This window comes from Staphylococcus sp. SA22, from assembly GCF_054165785.1.
The window spans coordinates 90,377-110,926 of record NZ_JBSZQY010000007.1; the positions used below are offsets into that span (position 1 = coordinate 90,377).

The 20,550-nt window shown below is 32.8% G+C and carries 20 protein-coding genes and 1 pseudogene; 6 read left to right on the forward strand and 15 right to left on the reverse strand.

The features are described from left to right. Window positions 1–532 precede the first annotated feature (532 nt). Both ACXQH5_RS07960 and ACXQH5_RS07965 read left to right on the forward strand, forming a co-directional pair. Window positions 533–766 carry a hypothetical protein gene (locus ACXQH5_RS07960; protein ID WP_001150564.1) on the forward strand — a complete coding sequence of 78 codons (234 nt, stop codon included), beginning with the start codon at window positions 533–535 and terminating at the stop codon, window positions 764–766. Window positions 767–915: 149 nt separating this feature from the next. After that, window positions 916–1,275, forward strand: a complete 360-nt coding sequence (locus tag ACXQH5_RS07965) for a hypothetical protein (protein ID WP_000603495.1) — start codon at window positions 916–918, stop codon at window positions 1,273–1,275. Window positions 1,276–1,359: 84 nt separating this feature from the next. Here the strand turns inward: ACXQH5_RS07965 and ACXQH5_RS07970 are convergent, their stop codons facing one another. From ACXQH5_RS07970 to icaR, 7 genes are all read right to left on the reverse strand, one after another. After that, window positions 1,360–1,971: a flavin reductase family protein gene (locus tag ACXQH5_RS07970; RefSeq protein WP_000556737.1), complete on the reverse strand. Its 612-nt coding sequence runs from the start codon at window positions 1,969–1,971 to the stop codon at window positions 1,360–1,362. A gap of 78 nt (window positions 1,972–2,049) precedes the next feature. Then, window positions 2,050–2,526: a peptide-methionine (S)-S-oxide reductase gene (locus tag ACXQH5_RS07975; protein ID WP_000301937.1), complete on the reverse strand. Its 477-nt coding sequence runs from the start codon at window positions 2,524–2,526 to the stop codon at window positions 2,050–2,052. Between the two features lie 2 nt (window positions 2,527–2,528). Next, window positions 2,529–3,029 carry a GNAT family N-acetyltransferase gene (locus ACXQH5_RS07980; RefSeq protein WP_234720435.1) on the reverse strand — a complete coding sequence of 167 codons (501 nt, stop codon included), beginning with the start codon at window positions 3,027–3,029 and terminating at the stop codon, window positions 2,529–2,531. Window positions 3,030–3,263: 234 nt separating this feature from the next. Then, complete coding sequence (locus tag ACXQH5_RS07985; protein WP_000565316.1) at window positions 3,264–4,031, reverse strand: tyrosine-protein phosphatase; 768 nt, start codon at window positions 4,029–4,031, stop codon at window positions 3,264–3,266. Next, window positions 4,028–4,720, reverse strand: coding sequence for a polysaccharide biosynthesis tyrosine autokinase (locus tag ACXQH5_RS07990; protein ID WP_000185863.1), 693 nt, complete (start codon window positions 4,718–4,720; stop codon window positions 4,028–4,030). Before ACXQH5_RS07990 ends, ACXQH5_RS07985 begins: the two co-directional genes overlap by 4 nt. A 16-nt stretch (window positions 4,721–4,736) precedes the next feature. Continuing rightward, complete coding sequence (locus ACXQH5_RS07995) at window positions 4,737–5,399, reverse strand: YveK family protein (RefSeq protein WP_000659677.1); 663 nt, start codon at window positions 5,397–5,399, stop codon at window positions 4,737–4,739. A gap of 847 nt (window positions 5,400–6,246) precedes the next feature. Further along, on the reverse strand, window positions 6,247–6,807 hold the full coding sequence (icaR, locus tag ACXQH5_RS08000; RefSeq protein WP_000653261.1) for an ica operon transcriptional regulator IcaR: 561 nt from the start codon (window positions 6,805–6,807) through the stop codon (window positions 6,247–6,249). 163 nt (window positions 6,808–6,970) lie between these two features. On the opposite strand from icaR, the gene icaA reads away from it, so the two are divergent. The 4 genes from icaA to icaC are packed head-to-tail and all read left to right on the forward strand — an operon-like array spanning window position 6,971 to window position 10,386. Then, window positions 6,971–8,209: a poly-beta-1,6 N-acetyl-D-glucosamine synthase IcaA gene (icaA, locus tag ACXQH5_RS08005; RefSeq protein WP_001159430.1), complete on the forward strand. Its 1,239-nt coding sequence runs from the start codon at window positions 6,971–6,973 to the stop codon at window positions 8,207–8,209. Further along, window positions 8,173–8,478, forward strand: a complete 306-nt coding sequence (gene icaD, locus ACXQH5_RS08010; RefSeq protein ID WP_000240580.1) for an intracellular adhesion protein IcaD — start codon at window positions 8,173–8,175, stop codon at window positions 8,476–8,478. The genes icaA and icaD overlap by 37 nt, the downstream gene beginning before the upstream one ends. Further along, window positions 8,475–9,347 carry an intercellular adhesin biosynthesis polysaccharide N-deacetylase gene (gene icaB, locus ACXQH5_RS08015; RefSeq protein ID WP_000877362.1) on the forward strand — a complete coding sequence of 291 codons (873 nt, stop codon included), beginning with the start codon at window positions 8,475–8,477 and terminating at the stop codon, window positions 9,345–9,347. The genes icaD and icaB overlap by 4 nt, the downstream gene beginning before the upstream one ends. Beyond that, window positions 9,334–10,386, forward strand: a complete 1,053-nt coding sequence (icaC, locus tag ACXQH5_RS08020) for a polysaccharide intercellular adhesin biosynthesis/export protein IcaC (RefSeq protein ID WP_000723829.1) — start codon at window positions 9,334–9,336, stop codon at window positions 10,384–10,386. The genes icaB and icaC overlap by 14 nt, the downstream gene beginning before the upstream one ends. 501 nt (window positions 10,387–10,887) lie before the next feature. On the opposite strand, the gene lip1 is transcribed toward icaC, so the two are convergent. The 8 genes and pseudogenes from lip1 to hisG all read right to left on the reverse strand — a co-directional run bounded on the left by lip1 (window position 10,888) and on the right by hisG (window position 20,538). After that, a complete protein-coding gene (gene lip1 / locus ACXQH5_RS08025; protein ID WP_000842043.1) occupies window positions 10,888–12,930 on the reverse strand; it encodes a YSIRK domain-containing triacylglycerol lipase Lip1 in 2,043 nt (680 codons plus the stop codon). Between the two features lie 1,518 nt (window positions 12,931–14,448). Further along, window positions 14,449–15,836, reverse strand: a pseudogene (hisF, locus tag ACXQH5_RS08030) (imidazole glycerol phosphate synthase subunit HisF). After that, entirely contained in the window at window positions 15,833–16,537 is a 705-nt protein-coding gene (gene hisA, locus ACXQH5_RS08035) for a 1-(5-phosphoribosyl)-5-((5-phosphoribosylamino)methylideneamino)imidazole-4-carboxamide isomerase (protein ID WP_000571744.1), read from the reverse strand. The pseudogene hisF and the gene hisA overlap by 4 nt, the downstream one beginning before the upstream one ends. After that, window positions 16,530–17,108 carry an imidazole glycerol phosphate synthase subunit HisH gene (gene hisH, locus ACXQH5_RS08040; RefSeq protein ID WP_000635619.1) on the reverse strand — a complete coding sequence of 193 codons (579 nt, stop codon included), beginning with the start codon at window positions 17,106–17,108 and terminating at the stop codon, window positions 16,530–16,532. The genes hisA and hisH overlap by 8 nt, the downstream gene beginning before the upstream one ends. Continuing rightward, window positions 17,105–17,683, reverse strand: coding sequence for an imidazoleglycerol-phosphate dehydratase HisB (gene hisB / locus ACXQH5_RS08045; protein ID WP_000640270.1), 579 nt, complete (start codon window positions 17,681–17,683; stop codon window positions 17,105–17,107). The genes hisH and hisB overlap by 4 nt, the downstream gene beginning before the upstream one ends. Next, a complete protein-coding gene (locus ACXQH5_RS08050; RefSeq protein ID WP_000639176.1) occupies window positions 17,652–18,665 on the reverse strand; it encodes a pyridoxal phosphate-dependent aminotransferase in 1,014 nt (337 codons plus the stop codon). The genes hisB and ACXQH5_RS08050 overlap by 32 nt, the downstream gene beginning before the upstream one ends. Window positions 18,666–18,680: 15 nt before the next feature. Next, window positions 18,681–19,931, reverse strand: a complete 1,251-nt coding sequence (hisD, locus tag ACXQH5_RS08055) for a histidinol dehydrogenase (RefSeq protein WP_000930655.1) — start codon at window positions 19,929–19,931, stop codon at window positions 18,681–18,683. Next, window positions 19,924–20,538, reverse strand: coding sequence for an ATP phosphoribosyltransferase (gene hisG, locus ACXQH5_RS08060; protein ID WP_000944134.1), 615 nt, complete (start codon window positions 20,536–20,538; stop codon window positions 19,924–19,926). Before hisG ends, hisD begins: the two co-directional genes overlap by 8 nt. Window positions 20,539–20,550: the final 12 nt, after the last annotated feature.

Here is a 20,550-nt window from a genome sequence, read left to right on the forward strand (position 1 = left end):
ATTTGAGGATGGTGTTAGAGAAGAAGTTTTAGCCCATTTGAATGTTGTCATACCAAATATTCAAATTATCAAAAATCAAGTCACTAATTTCGGTGATGGCATTAATGATATATTGACCCAAATGACCCATTTGGATGACAATGTAATGGTTAACAACGTACCCATCAATAAAAATGCTACAAAGCAAACATCAAAACCACTTGCAGAATCTAAGAATTTATTATTAAATTTAGAAATCCGAAATAAAGTGATGGAATCTGGTTTGGCTACACTTGCGTCAAATATAAATCTTTTATTAGTACCAGAAACACTAAGAATCATTGCGCTCATTTCTATAGTTGATGCATGCACGCCAACATTATCTAATTTTGTTGGTAAGATTGAATAGATTGCCTCCAAAGTTCCATTTGCCAAGACAACAGCGGAAACACTTAAATCTTTCAAAAATCTTGTTGATAAATTACATCAACAATTAACTGATATGCGATTAATCCTTGGTGAACTTATTTTTACAGAATTTGTTATTGTTGAGATGCAAGACTTTTTCAAAAATGCCCTACTATCAGATAGCCTTTTAAGAGATATTAAAGTATTAAGTTCTAATGCTAAAGGTGACGCCGACATGTTAGAAACGGAACTTCATGCTGTTATAAACGCAATGTCTCAAAACGAAGGTAAATCTGTTGATGCACTTAAAAATAGTACCGCTTCTCTAAAAAACAATCTAACCAAATTAAAAGAGCAACTCGATAAAACCACACATTAAATTCATATATTTTGAGTGAATAGAATTATATTTCCATAGCAAACATTCCTGAACTACATATGTTACATAAGAGATTCATTTTTGAAGAAACGGGTAAAATGATAAAACAACCGTTTTTCAAAAAATCAAATATTGGGAGGAATAAAAATATGATTTTACGTTACGTGACCAATTTAAAACTTGCGAAAGAGCTATACCAAGCCAGTAAACCTAAATTGCAAGAAGATAAGGGTATGATTGAACTGTTTGAACATACTTTTGGCTTGCAAAAAGAACTTGTAAAATACGTAGGCATTGCAGAAGCAACTACTGCTGCTTTATACTCAGCTAGCTTTATCAATAAAAACATTTCTCGTCTTGCTTCGCTATCAACAATAGGTATTTTAAGTGTAGCTGCTTACAAACATTTCGAAGCTGGTCATGGAAAAAAAGGTGCGCAACATGCATTAGATTTATTAGGACTTGCTACTTTAAGTTTACTAGATACATTTTCTTGTAATAAAAAATAGTCTTCATTTTAGAAGCACATACTTTAGCACCTGTGTACTTTTGATTCAATTCATAAACGGTACACCGCTATAGCATGTGTTTTATTATTTTTCTGGTCTCTTTATCGTAAATATTCCCCCTAATTTAGCATAATCATTTCCGGCTAAACGAGAAACAGCCTGTAATGCGTGTGGATTGATTTTAAAATCACCCTCATAAATACTGTCATCAATATGATAAGTTACAATTTCGCCTATTATTAAATCAGCCCCATCTAATACATCTCCAAGCAATATCATTTGCGATAGTTTACATTCGAATCTCATTTTCGCGTCTTTAATTCCTGGCGTCTTAATCGTTGTAGAAGTTAAAAGTGATAATTCTGTACGGCTCAACTCACTGTCACCATATGCTAACGGCGCTGCAGTCTCATTAATATCTTGAACATTATCTTCGTCTGTAATATGCACAACAAAGTCTCCAGTCCGCTCTATATTCAAGGCAGTATCTTTTCTCTTACCTCCTGCACGTTGAACTGCAATAGCAATCATTGGCGGATGATTATTAACTATATTAAAAAAACTAAATGGTGCTGCATTTACTGATGCATCTTGATTTAATGTTGTAACAAAAGCTATAGGTCGTGGAATAATTGAACCAATTAATAATTTATAGTTTTCTCTAGCAGTTAATGATTGTGCATCAAACGTATGCATAATACCTACCTCTTTTCTTAGTATATCTAGGTATTTCTCCGATTTCGGTTAATTTAAACATCTATTCTCCTCTGAAAATCACTTGTATTTATTTAGCAAATCTTTTGAAATATGACACATATGCATATCTTCTGGATATTTTTCCAAATGTTGCTGATGTTCTTCAGCACTTTTAATGTAGTTAGACAGCGGTAAGACTTCCACTGCAATTTGATCTCTGTCTTTACGTCGTTCAATGAACTGACGCGCTTCAATTAAGTGGTCATCTACACAACTATATAAACCCGTTCGATACTTTTCTCCAATATCATTTCCTTGTCGATTCACACTGTATGGATCAATGATTTCAAATAAATAATTCATGATGTCTGTAATTGTTAACATACGATCATCGAAATGAAGTTTGACACATTCAGCATAACCATCATACGGACTGTCTAATTTAGAGCTTCTTCCATTTGCTCTTCCTGCTTCTGTATGTATAATTCCTGGTATTGTTGTGAAAAATGCTTCAACACCCCATAGACAACCTCCTGCTACATAAACAACTGCCATATTTACACCTCATTATCCTTTTTTATATTTTTAACAAGGTTATACCATTTAATACCGCCATGACATGATTCTGATACACCTTCATTACGATACCCATATTTTTCATAAAATGAAATTAATGATTCTCGACATGTTAACGTTACACCATGTCGATGTTGATTCTTAGCAAGATTTTCAAAATAGTTTAGTAAGCGACCTGCAATACCCTGACCTTGATAATTTGGTGCTACAACAAGACCTAACACACTAATATAACCACTTTCACTATTATTTTTGGGGACATTTTTAAATAAATCATCGCTAATGTAACGCTCTTTTATGACAGGACCGTTGATATATCCAATCACTTCATCATTCTTTTCAGCTACAATAAAAGTTTCTTGAATTTGTTCAATTCTCAATTTCAATGCCTCTGGTGTTGCAGCTTCTTCCGGTGAAAAACCAATATTTTCAAGTGCAATAATTTGATCTAAGTCCTGCATGATTACTTTTCTTAATACCATAAAAACACTTCCTTAGCCCTATATATCAAAAGTAATACCTTCATCTATATATTCATTATTTTCAAACTACCTTCACTATAAAAAACGAGTCTTTTTATTAAAAGCCATTCGCCTTAATCAATTAGACAAGTTGTATTATACGAATTTGCAAATAATCATGATTATAATTCATTTTAAGCATACTCAAAAAGACTGGTACATGTATACCAGTCTAATTAGAAAAAATATATTTAGTTAAAACCATTTCAAAAACGACTTCACTTTTCCTGGCTTAGTCGGTCTGTCTAAATAAACAAAATTATCATTGATTACTGAACTGGCATTTCGAAGTAATGCTTCAATGTCATTCGAATATTTCTTCAATTTATGATTGTGAAATAATTCTTGCATCAAAAATGGTCTTTGGTCACATGAATGTGCATCTGAAGCTACAAAATGAGCCAAATTACATTCTATAAATTGTAATGATAACTTTTGAATGCTTTTTCCAAATCCACCAACTAAAGAACTCGATGTTAATTGACTCAATGCACCATTTGCAACAAGTTCATATAATATTTCTGGATTTTTGGCGATACTTCTATTTCTTTCAGGATGTGCAATGATTGGTATGTAGCCTCTCGATTGTATTTCAAAAAACAATTGTTTTGTATAATGTGGTACTTCGCCCGTTGGAAATTCAATTAGTAAATATTTCGAACGATTAATACCTTGAATACTACCATTATCTAAGCCTTGTAGAATCGAATCTGTAATTCTAATTTCTTGCCCGGGAAATAATTTAATATCCAATGCTTGAACTTCTGGATTCGTTCTTAACTCCGCCAATTTCACAAGCACTTGTTGAAATGTATTATCATATCTCGGATGCAAATGATGAGGTGTCGCTACAATACTTGTTACACCTTCATCCTTAGCTTGCTTTAATAGTGCAATACTCTTTTCAATTGTTTTAGGACCATCATCTATATCAACTAATATATGGTTATGAATATCAATCATGATTCATCAGTCCCATAATATGCATAGTAACTAGCACTTTTATCTTTAGGCATTCTATTTAAGACTACACCTAATAATTTAGCACCTGTTGCTTCAATAAGTTCTTTTCCTTTTTTAACTTCATCTTTATTATTATTTTCCGAATTAACTACGTAGACAACATTGCCGGTAAACTTTGAAAATAATTGCGCATCTGTAACTGTGTTCACTGGTGGCGTATCGATAATGACAAAGTTATAATTCATCAATAATGTGTCATACAAATTTGCAAATGCCCTTGATGTAATTAACTCTGACGGATTCGGTGGGATTGGCCCAGACGTCAAGACGTCTAAATCTTGAATTTCAGTTGAGATAATACTGTCTTGATAAGTTGACCAATTTAGCAATAAACTTGAAAGTCCTTCATTGTTAGGTAAATTAAAAATATAGTGCTGCGTAGGTTTACGCATATCCCCGTCCACGATTAATGTTTTATAACCTGCTTGTGCATATGCAACTGCTAAATTTGCTGCAATTGTAGACTTACCTGCGCCTGGTGCCTCTGAAGTGATTACAATGCTTTGAACTGCACTGTCAGGATTTGCAAACATAATATTTGATCTTATGCCTCGAAATTTCTCGCTAATAGGTGACTTTGGTTGTTCATGGACAATTAAACTTGATGTACTTCTTCGTGTATTCGTCATGGTAATTCCTCGTAAATTAAAATTTTTGTATTGAACCTAAAATAGGTAATCCTAGTTGCGATTCAACATCTTCTTCCGTCTTAATACGCTTATCTAATAATTCTTTTAAGAAAATAATCAATATTGCTAAAACAATACCAACAATGATACTGATCACTAAGTTGACAGATACTATTGGAGATACTTTTACAGCATTATCATGTGCTGAGGAAAGTATCGTAACATTATCAACACTCATAATTTTAGGCATGTCATGTGCAAAAACTTTAGATATTCTATTAACAATTTTGTCAGATTCAGATTTATTCCCAGTTGTAACTGATACAGTAATAATCTGAGAGTTTGTTTGATTGGTTACTTTTAAAAACGAATTCAACTCAGCTGTTGAATACTGACCGTCAAACTCTCTAGATACTTTATCTAGAATTCTTGGACTTTTGATAATTTCCGTATATGTATTAACAGACTGCAAACTACTTTGAACATTTTGGAACGCTAAATCACTTGAGGACTTTTTCATGTTCACTAATATTTGAGTAGAAGCAGTATATTTGTCAGGCATAACAAAAAAGGTTAATGCCGCACTTACTACAAGACATATTGCCGGTAAAATAAGCAATAATTTAATATTCTTCTTTAGAATATTTAATAGTTTTACTAAATCAAACTTTTCTTTCATGGTTTCCTCCACATAATCAATCATTGTATTCATTATGTATGTTTTATAAATCGTACAATTATATCTAGTTTAACGACCACAAAACATGCACAACTACATTTTCTCTAATTATTTATATAAATATTTTATCGTTTAAAATTATATCATGATTCTTGACCATTATGTATAACTTATTTATATTTTTGCACAAGATATAATATTGTCAAACCTCCAAATATCCAAACCTATTAATAATAAACCAAGATACCATCGTACTCTATCATGGCTTTCTTATAATCGAGTAGAAGCATCATCATTACTTGATTATTTACTCTTTACAACACCGAGCGTGCCCGTACTCGGGAGTTCAATACCTTGCGTAATTCGTCACTGTGAGTTGGGTTAATGATAATAAAGCCCACATCTTTTAAAAAGATGTGGGTAATTTATATAATTTTTTTACATTTTAAACTTATATAAAAAAGCACCTATGTCATGATTTACCATCACATAGGCGCTTATCAATAAATTATTAATTATTACTTTCCATTTCATCTAATTTATACGGATTTCCTGTAATTAGATGACAACTTATTCTTTTCAGGGGAACATTACATTTTTATAATATGTTCAAAGACAAACTTAACCATTCACAAATATAAAGAATAATATTATCAAATCATTGAACAAATCGTATTTTGCAACAATTGATATTTATATTAATGTATTGCATTTAATTTATAAAATTCATATACATCTTAATATTCTCAATTTCGAGTTGTATTGTCAACTTTATATAGATTTAAAAAAATAATCTCATGTCTTTTTTTACAAAAGTAAGTTAATTATTACAAACTAGTAACAAAAATTATTTCTTCAAAAATATATTTAGTAGCGAATACACTTCATCTTTGAATTGACTTTTACTTTCTTCCACTGCTCCAAATTTTTGCGAAAAGGATGCTTTCAAATACCAACTTTCAAGAAACAGCAATATTAAATTCTGAAAGTCTTCTTTTGTCATCTTTATCTTTGATTCATCATAGAATTTTGCTATCTCTTTACTTAACGATTGATTTAAATCTTGTATTTGTCCGTAAATATTTCCAGAAAATTCCTCAGGCGTATTAGATAATTGAACGTACATTCTAATATACCTTTCTTCGATGTCGAAAATAAACTCAAATAAGAATTGATATAAAGCATCAATTGAATAGTTCGATTTATTTTGATTCATCATAATAATATTATTAAGGTAATCAAAACAGCATTTAACACTTTGTTCGTAAATACTTTTTTTCGAGTCAAAATGGTAATATAAACTCGCTTTTTTTATATTTACACTTTTAGCTATATCATCAAGTGTTGTACCGTCATACCCCTTCTCTGAAAATAAGGTTATTGCGTTGTCAATAATCTTATCCTTCAATTTTTAAAACCCCCTACTGAAAATTAATCACACTATGTTACAGGAAAATTAAGTTGCAATTACAAATATTTCCGTTTAATTATAACAACAATCTATTGCAAATTAAAATACTATCAATTACCATATGGCTTACAACCTAACTAACGAAAGGTAGGTAAAGAAATTGCAATTTTTTAACTTTTTGCTTTTTTATCCTGTATTTATGTCTATTTACTGGATTGTCGGTTCAATTTATTTCTATTTTACCAGAGAAATTAGATATTCATTGAACAAGAAGCCTGACATAAATGTGGATGAATTAGAAGGCATTACATTTTTACTTGCCTGTTATAACGAAAGTGAAACGATTGAAGATACGTTGTCTAATGTTCTGGCACTTAAATACGAGAAAAAAGAAATTATTATCATTAATGATGGAAGTTCAGATAATACAGCAGAACTCATCTATAAAATTAAAGAAAATAATGACTTTATTTTCGTCGATTTACAAGAAAACAGAGGTAAAGCCAACGCACTCAATCAAGGCATTAAACAGGCTTCATATGATTATGTAATGTGCTTGGATGCAGATACTATCGTTGATCAAGATGCACCATATTATATGATTGAAAATTTCAAACATGATCCAAAACTTGGTGCAGTTACAGGTAATCCTAGAATTCGAAATAAGAGTTCTATTTTAGGTAAAATTCAAACGATAGAATATGCAAGTTTAATTGGCTGTATTAAGCGAAGTCAGACACTTGCTGGCGCAGTCAATACTATTTCGGGTGTCTTCACTCTATTTAAAAAAAGTGCAGTTGTCGATGTTGGCTACTGGGATACTGATATGATTACCGAAGATATTGCAGTTTCTTGGAAATTGCATTTACGTGGATATCGTATTAAGTATGAACCGCTTGCTATGTGTTGGATGTTGGTTCCAGAAACATTGGGAGGTCTTTGGAAGCAACGCGTGAGATGGGCTCAAGGGGGACACGAAGTATTACTACGAGACTTTTTTAGCACAATGAAAACAAAAAGGTTTCCTTTATATATTTTGATGTTTGAGCAAATCATCTCAATTTTATGGGTATATATAGTGCTTCTATATTTAGGCTATTTGTTCATAACAGCAAACTTCTTAGACTATACATTTATGACATATAGTTTTTCAATATTTCTACTATCATCATTTACTATGACTTTTATAAACGTTATTCAATTTACAGTCGCACTCTTTATTGATAGTCGCTACGAGAAAAAGAATATGGCTGGACTCATATTTGTAAGTTGGTATCCGACAGTATACTGGATTATTAACGCAGCAGTAGTTCTTGTCGCATTTCCAAAAGCATTAAAACGTAAGAAAGGTGGTTACGCAACATGGTCAAGCCCAGACAGAGGGAATACCCAACGCTAAAATCATCGCTAAATATTGTAAGAGAAACAGCACTTATCGCTATATCGTGTGTCTTTTGGATATATTGTTTAGTTGTTCTACTCGTTTATATTGGTACTATATTTGAAATTCATGACGAAAGTATCAATACAATACGTGTTGCTTTAAACATTGAAAATACTGAAATTTTAGATATATTTGAAACTATGGGCATTTTCGCGATTATCATTTTTGTATTTTTTACAATTAGCATATTGATTCAAAAATGGCAGAGAGGAAGAGAATCGTGAAGTATAGAAAATTAATAATTTTAGTGCTGAGTATCTTGATCATATTGCCTGTAAGCACACTGGATGGTCATCATATTGCAAATGCAGATGACGATCCACCTAAAAAACTGAAATATAAAGAAAATAGTGCTCTGGCATTAAATTATCACCGTGTAAGAAAAGCGAATTTTCTGAATAATTTTATTTACTTCTTTTCTAGTAGTAAAGAAATTAAAAATTATAGTGTTAGTCAATCACAATTTGAATCTCAAATAAAATGGCTAAAATCACATGATGCTAAATTTTTAACCTTGAAAGAATTTTTATATTACAAGAAAAAAGGTAAGTTTCCAAAACGAAGTGTATGGATTAACTTTGATGATATGGATGAAACTATTTATGAAAATGCTTATCCAATCTTAAAAAAATATAAAATACCGGCAACTGGGTTTATTATCACAGGTCATGTTGGGGAAGAAAACTTTCACAACCTCGATATGATTAGTAAAAAAGAACTAAAAGAAATGTATAAAACTGGTTTATGGGAATTTGAAACACATACTCACGATTTGCATAACTTATCTAAAAATAATAAGTCAAAATTAATGAAAGCTTCTGAAGCTACAATCATAAAAGATTTAAACAAAAGTGAAAAATATCTAACTAAAAACTTTAAAAAGTCGCAGAAAACTATAGCCTATCCTTATGGCTTGATGAATGACGATAAATTACCGGTAATCAAAAAAGCTGGGTTAAAATACGGTTTTTCATTAGAGGAAAAAGCAGTCACTCCGAACTCCAATGATTATTACATCCCTAGAATATTAATTAGTGATGATGCTTTTGAGCATTTAATTAAGAGATGGGACGGATTCCATGAAAAAGATTAGACTTGAACTCGTATATTTACGTGCTATTATATGTGCAATTATTATTATCACACATTTACTTACACAAATTACTTTAAAACATGAAAATTTGGAGGGAGGATCCTTAGTATTACAATTTTACATTCGTAATATTGTGATTTTTGGTACACCTTGCTTTATTATCTTGTCACAGTTATTGACAACCTTGAATTACCAAAAAGTCACCTATAGATACTTAACTACACGCGTAAAATATATACTTATTCCTTACATATTAATGGGATTGTTTTACAGTTATAGTGAATCATTATTAACAGATTCAAGTTTCAATAAACAATTCATTGAAAATGTCCTATTAGGTCAATGGTATGGCTATTTTATCGTTGTTATCATGCAATTCTTTATTTTGAGTTATATCATTTTTAAAATTAACTATAACCTATTCAATAGTAAAATATTATTATTGTTATCTTTTATTTTACAGCAATCATTTTTATATTACTTTACGAATAACACAGCGTTTCACGATACCGTGCTACACTATTATCCATTAAGTGAAAACACTATAATATTCGGATGGATTTTTTATTTCTTTTTAGGTGCATATATGGGTTATAACTACGAACGTGTATTAAATTTCTTAGAACGTTATTTAGTTATTATGATTGTATTAGCTGTAGCTACTTATTTTGTGTTTATTGCGTTAGCAAATGGAGACTATTGGAACGTTACCAGCTTTTCATATTCATTAACACCATATAATAGTATTATGTTTATTGTTATCTTGGGTATTTGCACGCATTTTAAAACAATGTTATTTAATACGATTCAAATGATTAGTGCTTTCTCATTCTTTATTTATTTATTACATCCAATCATTTTAGACTCATTGTTTGCATATACAAATATATTTGAGGATAATACAATGGTCTTTCTAGCGATATCACTACTATTCATTTTAGGATTATGTATAGGTGTCGGTATGATATTGCGTGAATTCTATATCTTTAGGTTTATTATTGGAAAACAACCATATAAATTGAACATTAATGCTTATTAATTATTAAGCTATGTTAAAAACACGCGGTGGGCGAAATCAGTTTGAATTGACTGACTTCGTTTGACCGCGTGTTTAATATTGTTATACATATATTCTAATTGTACATTTAAACTAAAAAATACCGATGGGAGTGGGACAGAAATGATATTTTCACAAAATTTATTTCGTCGTCCCACCCCAACTTGCATTGCCTGTTGAAATTGGTGTTCCAATTTCTCTATGTTGGGGCCCCGCCAACTTGCATTGCCTGTTGAAATTGGTGTTCCAATTTCTCTTTGTTGGGGCCCCGCCAACTTGCATTGCCTGTTGAAATTGGTGTTCCAATTTCTCTATGTTGGGGCCCCGCTAACTTGCATTGCCTGTAGAATTTCTTTTCGAAATTCTCTTTGTTGGGGCCCCGCCAAGATATTACTTGAATAATTCTTTTAGAATTCTAAATAATGATCCGATTAATTGAAAGAAGTCTGCTGTCATTGTATATACCTCCCTTTACTTTATAAATTATGCTTGCTTAGTATCAGTCACCTTTTCAGTTTTCACTAAATCGTCTGCTAAATGATGCCAAAAATCTTGTAATTCTTCTCTTGTGCGCACTGTATCAGAACTATCTTGTCCGACAAAGTCAACATGATCCCAATCATGTTTTGTAGGCGTTACTTGCCAAATGCCTTTTTGAATTTTATCCGTCGCATTTGTATAAGCTTGATTAAATGGATGTTGAGAAGAAATAACGGATACTAAACCATCGTTTTCTCGCCATTCTTTTTCAGTAGCTTTACCGATTAAGTTACCAGTAATCACAAATGGGAAAAACATATTTAAGTCTGCTTTTTGTCTATCGCTATTTAATGCTTTGTGCGTTGCTTCACCAGTGTATGTTTTATACACAATGTTAGGGTTCAACGACGTTTTACGATTTAAATCTGTTGCACCCTCACGCGTCAGATCGTAAAATCCATTATCTTTTGATTTCCATAAATTAGATTGTTTAACGCGTTTGACATAATCAATATATGATTCATTTGGCTTCTGTTTTAGACCCCATTGAGCCAACCCGAAGTCTACTCTTGAATTTTTATTACCAAACATTTTACCGATATCAAATACGATTTGTCTCACTAAAGCTTCATTACCAGCTAAATCTGATGCGTGTGTACCATTATGTGGTGTTCCTAAAGTAGTAATTGATGAAATCATATTGTCATTATTACCTTTGAATAGTGGAGAAATTTCACCACCATGTTTCTTTTGATACTCTATTTCTTCACGATTACCATTACGCAGTAATTCTTCTAGTTGACGTATCGTTTGACCGCCCATACTATGTCCAACTAGGTGTACCTTCTGTCCTGGTTTCCAGTCTTTGTAAATTCCTTCGTATGTTTTTCCATAACGTTCATGTCCATATTTTGCTGCATGTGCTGCACCATAATCTACACGACCGCCTTTGATATAATAATAAAGTTCAACTGCGCGGTCATAGTTACTTCCAAAAGCACTTATACTTGCTTCATAAGCTTTGTAACCATTTTCTTCTAAATCTTGGCGAATGTTCATTTTATTACCGCCCCAATAATGAGCTAACACTGAAGGATTAATATCATCTGTAAACCCATTGAAACCATGCACTAAAACGATAGGATCTTGATTTTTATACTGCCCTTGTTTGGCAACTTTATTCGTTTGATCACCTTTCGCTTTTGCAGTAAGTTCCTTTGTCCCTTTGTTTGGTAACGTTGCTACTGCACTACTTTTTAATAAATTTAATCCATTTTTCTTGTCATTGTCCTTTGTTGGTTCTACTGGTGATTTTTGATTGTTTTTTAAATCTGAAACTGATAGTGTTTTTTCGTCTTTTTGAGGTTTCACTTCTTGTTCATTGTTAAAATTGTGTTTAGTAATTTTAGCATTCGCTTGATTATTTTGTTGTGGTTGTACTTTTTCTATTTCTGTCTTATTAACAATTTTTCGTTGGCTTGTTTGATCTGACTTATTTAATGGTGGTGCTTCCTTTGTTCGACTTTGTGAAGGTAGATTGTTATTAGCGTTTGAATCTTGACTATTATCTGCCTCTTTTGACTGTTGCTGTGACGCCACTTTACTTTGTTTGCCATCATTAATAGCCTGTTCTAACCCTTGATTTACATCGCTAGGATTAGCATTGTTATTTTTTGTTGTATCACGTTGAATATTTTTATTATTAAGCGATGATTTTTTATCATCCTTTAGTTGATCTTTATTCAAATCATCTGTTTTACGATGATTTTCTTCTGATATTGTTTTATCATTATGCAAGTTCTTAGTTAAATTTTCAGTATGTTGCTGTTCGTCAACACCGTTTTCACGTTGATAATTAGCATTTTCCCTAGTTTGTTGATCCCCAATAGATTGTGCTGTAACTGTATCCTCCTGTGAATTTCCCATATTCACTTGCTTCTCAGCTGCTTGTGCTTGTCCACCACTTAAAAATAGTAATGTAGCTATTAAAATGGAAGATGTACCTACACTAAATTTACGAATACTATACTTATTTTGACTTTTCATCATTGTCAGCACCTCTATTTTTTTATTTTAGATAAACAAATTGATAATTATTCGAGGAATAAACTCAAATAATTTACTTAACCAAGCACTCATAATGACCATCCTTTCTATTGTTTAATTTGAAGAGAAAGCGTTTACATTTGTATTTAAAAAATATATTCTCCAAAGAGAATTTAAAGTGTATACGCTAATCATTTCAAATTATTAATTAATATTATATTTGGCAAAATTTAATTAGTCAATAATTAGACACAATTTAATTATGCAAATTGTAACTTTTTTACATATATCTTTTGTGATTTTTAATATTTACATGCTTGGGTCTTGATTCCAATGATGTATTATTTTTTAGATTAGCTGTATGGGGGGATTTATGAGCTATCACAGTTATAATGTTTGCTGGTGTCGTATTTTAAACCTAAAAATATCATTTCTTCTACAATGATTGTATCAGGATAAACCATTATGCTCGTAACTTTGATTGATATATACCATTGCATGTTCTCTTCTCAAAGTATATGTCGTGTTATTTTTAATTTATTGTTTAATTACTCTTGAACTACCTTTAACTTAATCTCGAATTTATGATGATTAGCATAAAAATACACCCCATAAAGTTAGTTTTTTAGTCCAACTTTCGGGATGCACATCTTAGTTCTAATGGAGATTGTCTTTTAAATAGGCTATGACATTTCTATTTCAGGCTAGATATATTTTTATTCACAGTATAAATACAAAGAATATAAAGACAACTATGATATTAATAGGTAGTAACGACAAACATAACTTTTTAGCTTTTTCCTGTAATGAATATTTTTTACTTAACTCTCTCTCAATAAATGTGTACTTCCAATTATTACAATAAATAGAAGCATATATAATAAAAGGTTCTTAGTGAATAAGTCTGTCATTGGTAACGAAAAAATAATTAATGCAGTTGCTTGACTCGTAGTAAAAAAATATTCATTGAATAATTTTTTCATATTTTTCACCTACATATTATTACAAGCAATAGATCCGCCAGCATAAAGTGCTGCCATTCCAGTACCGACACCCCAGCCAATAGGACCACTAACACCTAGAGCAGCCATCGCTCCCGTTGTAGCAGTTGTATGTGCAAAACCAGTTACAGTTAGAGCATCACAAGTATCTCTATTGCTTATAGTATTTTTTCTGTTGTTTTTCTACTTCTTTATTAAAGGCTACTAAATTCTCTTTAGCTTTTTCGCCATTTTTTCCCTTCATAACTTCAATTATATCGATTCATATACTTTTCGACATCTTTAACAGTGACATCTATTCCTGAGTTGCTCAATTTACTTTTCATAATCATTTTTGATTTCGTGTTGTGATTATCCACTACTTATCTATAACGAGTTCGCAACTTTAGTACCATCACAGCATTCATAGTTAAAATATGTTGGTTCGTATTTTAAAATTGAAAATGTCACGTTTTCCACAATATTTGTAAGTGTATAAGCCATGATCCTTTTCTCTATATCTCAGTCCATACTTGCTTTACCACTGTTCGATATTTTGTCGTTCGCCTTTAAAGTTATTGCGCTTATGATGTCTACGCGCTAATTCTGCCTCAATTTCTGAAAAATCGACGCCTAGCGCATGCATCAAGACAAATAAATGATAAAGTTCATCTGCTACTTCACTTACAAATGCTTTTTTATCACCTTTAATTGCTTCAATTACGACTTCAAAAGCTTCTTCACCATATTTTTTTGTAATCTTTTCTATACCTTCTGTTAATAAATATTTTGTATATGACTTTTCATTATTGGATTGGGCACTATCTTGAACTGTCTGCGCTAATGTTTGCACTGAAAATGGAACTTCTGTGTTGAAACAACTTTGACTGCCTGTATGGCATGTTGGTCCATTGGGTATGACATCAATTAAAATAGTGTCATTGTCGCAATCTACATGAATATCTTTAACACGTTGCGTATGACCAGATGTTTCACCTTTTGTCCATAGCCGTTGTTTCGACCGCGAATAGAAACATACCACACCATCTTCTATCGTTTTATCAAAAGCTTCTTGATTCATATAACCCAACATCAATACTTGTTTTGTTTGATTATCTTGTAAAATTGCTGGCACTAAACCTTTGCTAAAATCAATTTTGTAATTGGTCATCTTACTGCTATACCCCCTTGCCGTATCACTTCTTTAATAGATTGAACCGTCGTTTCTCGATCATGTAATATACTTGCAGCTAAACCTGCAGAAACATCCGTCTGATCAAATAATTGTACAAAGTGTTGTGCATTGCCACCACCACCAGAAGCAATTATTGGAATATTTACGAGGGATTTTATTTTTGCAAGATGCTCAATATCAAAGCCTTGCTTCATACCATCATGTCCCATACTCGTTACGAGGAGCTCACCTGCGCCTAACTGTTCTACTTGCTGTACCCAGTCATATACTTTAATATTTGTCATCTTTTTACCACCATGCGTACAACAATAATGTGCTTTTCTTTCAGAATCATAATAGCTATCAATTGCTATACAGATGCATTGTCTACCGAATTTATCACTCGCTTGTTTAATGAGCTGTGGATTTTTTAAAGCACTTGAATTTAATGATACTTTATCTGCACCATGATTTAACAATTGGGTAATATCATCGAGGCTTTGAATCCCACCTCCTACAGTAAGAGGGATAAACAAGCGTGACGCTGTCTGTTCAATCACTTCTAACATTAAGCTATGACCCTCTTCCGTCTTAGAGATGTCTAAAAATACTAACTCATCAGCACCCGCTTCATTGTAATACATTGCTAAATCAACAGGATTCCCAATATCCCTTAATCCTTTAAATTGAATCCCTTTAACGACACGACCATCTTTGACATCTAAACATGGAATGATACGTTTTTTAATCATTTAAGCCCCTCCCAAAATGATGCTTGATGTGCGGCCTTTCCTATAATAGCAGCGTGAACATTTAGCGACGCTAATCGTTGAATATCTTGCTGATGTCTAATACCACCAGACGCGATGACAGGAATCGTCGTTTCCTTTACTAATTGACCAGTTAATTCAAAGTTAGGACCGGACATTTTGCCATCTTTAGCAATATCAGTATATATAATGCCTCCAAGAGGTATATCCGATAACTGTCTCACAAAACTAAATAAATTTAACTCTGTGTCCTCTTCCCATCCGTTCACTTTAATATCTTCTCCATAAGCATCAACTGACAGATAAATACGACCTGGAAATGTATGTGCCATCTCTTTAAGCCAATCAGTATCTTGAATGCCTTTCGTTCCAACTATGCAATAATTAATTCCTGCGGCAAAGTAGTCCATGATTTGTGACTTCGTACGAATGCCACCACCTACTTCAATATCTTTGGTTGTTAATCTCCTCAATGACTTAATATAATCAAACTCTCGGGCATGCTGTGCCTTAGCACCTATCAAGTCGACGATATGAATACGATTCACACTTTCAAATTGACTATAGTAAGCAATACTTTCTTCAGCCGAACGCGACATTTTTTCTTCACTATCATATTTCCCCTCTGTTAACCTCACACTTGTTGACCCAATCAAATCAATCGCTGGCCATAATTCAATCATTTATAAATCCCCCTTGTATTGCCTGACGCAAAATTTGTAACCCATATGTACCGCTTTTTTCAGGATGGAATTGAATACCAATATAATTGTTAAATTGAACAATTGCTGGAATATCAGTACCATACTGCGCAAATGCAATGACATTTTCTGACATCGGCGCTTGGTAAGAATGTACGAAGTAAACATCTTGATTTAACATAGGATGCTTACTCACTAAATTATTCCAACCTAAGTGCGGCACTGGGTATTCTGTTTGGATACGCGAAATATTTCCTGGGATAAACCCTAATCCAGATGCATCGCCTTCATCACTATGCTCATACATTAATTGCATGCCTAAACAAATACCAATCATCTTCTTATCAGTATTCTTAGCCAATATTGCATTGAGATTTAATCGTTTTATCTCTGACATCGCATCTTTAAAATGGCCGACACCGGGCAATATGATTGTTTCTGCTTGGTCGATTATTTTTGGGTTATTTGAGACAACCACCTCATACCCCAAATGTTCAATAGCGCGTTTTACATTACTAATATTCCCTAATCCATAATCAACGATGACAATCATTCAATCACACCTTTCGATGATGGCACACGCTGATCATCAGTTGCAGTTAGCGCTATGCCTAATGCACGGGAAAATGCTTTGAATATAGCTTCAATTTCATGGTGTGTATTACCACCACGAATCAAATCAATATGCGTTGTTAATCTTGCATTGATTACGACTGCTCTAAAAAATTCTTCAACTAACTCCGTATCAAACGTACCAACTTTTTCTTTACTTAACGTTGCATTGAAAGATAAGTATGGACGCCCACTTATATCCACAACGACACGTGCTAATGTTTCATCCATTGGAATGTACATCGTTCCATAACGAACGAAATGCTTTTTATCTTTAATCATTTCAAGTAACAATTGGCCAATGACAATGCCGATATCTTCAGTTACGTGGTGATCATCTACGTCAATATCACCTTGTGCCTCAATGTTTAACGACAGTCCACTATGAAACGTAAACAAGGTTAACATATGATTTAAAAAGCCCACACCTGTATTAATATGCGATGGTGACTGATCATCAGATATTGAAATATTTAGTTGCGTTTCAGCTGTGTTTCGTTGTTTTTGATAAATCATATTTTGCGCTCCATTCTTTAACAATTTCTTCTAATTGGTTTAACTGTGGTGCTGTTGCAATTGAGTATCTTACATAGCCCTTCATCACCGGCTCATCATAAAAGCGAGGTTTAAATCCTTGTTCATATACGTATTGTCCTAATTGTTGCGCCGCTGAACCTTTAGTAAGTACAAAATTGGCATTTGATGGGAATACTGACATTTTATCTGCAACATGTGTATCAAATATTTGTTTTAACTGCTCAGCTAATTGGCGTTGCATTGTTAAAAATCGACTTGTCTCATCTCTATGTCTAAAAATATAAGTCGCAATATTCAGCGTAAATACATTTAATGGGTAGGGATGTTCTATTTTTTGAATACGCTTTATCGTTCCTGCAGTACTAATTAAGACGCCTAATCTTAAGCCGGCAATTCCAAACGCCTTTGATAATGTGCGCATTCTTAAAATGTGTGGTGCCATTTCAACGTCATATGCCATGCCATAATCTAAATATGCTTCATCAATGACAAAGTATCCGTTTATTGCTTTCATCTTATCTGCAATAGCTGTTAAAAATGCCGTATCAAATTGCTTGCCTGAAGGATTATGTGGATTACTCATAATAAAAAATGATGGTTGTACTTCATCGATTTTCGTTAAAATGGTTTCCAAATCAAACGTTAAATCTGATCCTGCATCTACAAATGCAATTTCACGATTTACTTGTGCCGCATATGCTTGATACATAAAAAAATCTGGATTTAGCGTTAATGCCGGACCTTCTGGCATTATCAGCATTAACTTCTGAATCAATTCATCAGAGCCATTTCCTGCAATAATTTGTTCAGACGATAATCCGTAAAACTTAGCATAAGCGTCCTTGAATTGTTCATATGCTGCATCAGGATATAAATTATATGGCGTTGCACTAATAATAGCCGTCATTGTTTTTTCATCCAACGGCGTAACTGGACTTTCATTTTTATCAATATAAATCATTTCAATTACACTCCCCTAAGACTGACGTATTAATATGGACTGTTGGTGATTGTATAATGCTTCAACATGAGCAATATGTTGTGCTGAATCAGCAATTTGATCAAATGTATCTTTTGATAAATGGATGACCGTGTTCCGTGTTAAGAAATCATTGACCGATAACCCATTAGTAAATCTAGCTGTTCTATTTGTAGGTAATACATGACTAGGTCCTGCAGCGTAATCTCCTATGACCTCTGGCGAATAATGTCCAATAAACAATGCGCCCACATATTTCACTTTTTCAATATATGGTTGAGGATTTACTGTTTGAATCGACGCATGTTCAGGCGCGATTGTATTCATGACATGGCATGCTTCATCAAAATTACTAGCATGGATAAGGTAGTGTTGATTAGCGATACTTTTAGAAACAATGTCGTATCTGTCCACATTAGGCAATGCTTTAGCAATACGTGATTCTAAATCTTTAAGGACTTGCGCATCTTCACTAATGACATATGTACGTGCTAATTCATCATGTTCTGCTTGCGCAAATACATCATATACGATGGCATCTAAATCTGCGGTGTCATCAATAATCAGTGCTATTTCTGTTGGTCCTGCAATTTGATCAATACCTACCTGTCCAAATAAATATTTTTTGGCATATGCAACAAATTGGTTACCTGGACCTACAATCTTATCAACTTTAGGTATCGTTTCTGTTCCATAAGTCAATGCAGCAATACTTTGAGCACCACCAACTTGAAACACTTGATTAACTTGCGTAATATAACATGCAGCTAATACCTCTTGGGATACTCCGTTAGGTTGAGGTGGTGTCACAACAACAATATTTTCTACACCCGCTACTTGTGCTAAAGTCGCTGTCATTAGAACCGTTGATGGATAACTTGCTTTGCCACCAGGCACATAAATACCCACACTTTCTAATGGATGGTATATTTCATAACACTCCACTGATTTTTCTAACTGTTGATTCGTCTGCTTAATACTTTCTTGATATGCTTTAATTCTTTCATAACTTTGTTGTAATGCTTGTTTGGTTTTTTCATCTAATGTGTCAAATGCTGCTTTAATTTGTTCATGACTAATTTCTAAATGATCTGTTTTCGTATGATCGAATGTTAGATTATACATTTTCAAAGCCTTATCTCCATGAACTTTAACTTCCTGACAAATATCGCGAATAATTGGATACAATGACTCATCTAATGGTGCTTCTAATGAAAATTGATTTAAAAATTGTTGTGCATTAAGCATTGGCTATAGACACCTCCAAAGAGCGAATAAATTGCTCTATTAATTGTGATTTTTTAAAATAAGCTGCTTTATTAGTTATTAATCTTGCATTGATATCACTAATATGTTGCTTTTCAACCAGTCCATTCGCTTCTAGAGTAGTACCTGTTTGAACGATGTCGACAATTCCGTCTACCATATCGACAACACAAGCTAATTCAACAGAACCATTCAATTTAATCAATTCGACATCAATGCCTTTTGATTTAAAATATGCTTCGGCAGTATGGACATAACTCGTTGCGATTTTATGATATTTTGTCGTTTCGGGTTTCGCTGCAACCGCAAAATGACATGCTCCGAAAGGCATATTCAACAAATTATTAACATTGTAATGACGCTCATCTAAAATGTCGCTACCAACGATGCCAATATCTGCAATTCCTTGTTCCACATAGATTGGCACGTCACTCCCTTTTACTAAAATGCATTCTATATTATCTACACTTAATAATAATTGGCGTTCTCTATTTTTTAATGTTTCTGATAATGTCGTAAATTCAATTGCATCTAAATAGTTAATTAAACTATCCATTAGACGCCCTTTTGCTATGGCGATTCTTAACATTGTGCATACTCC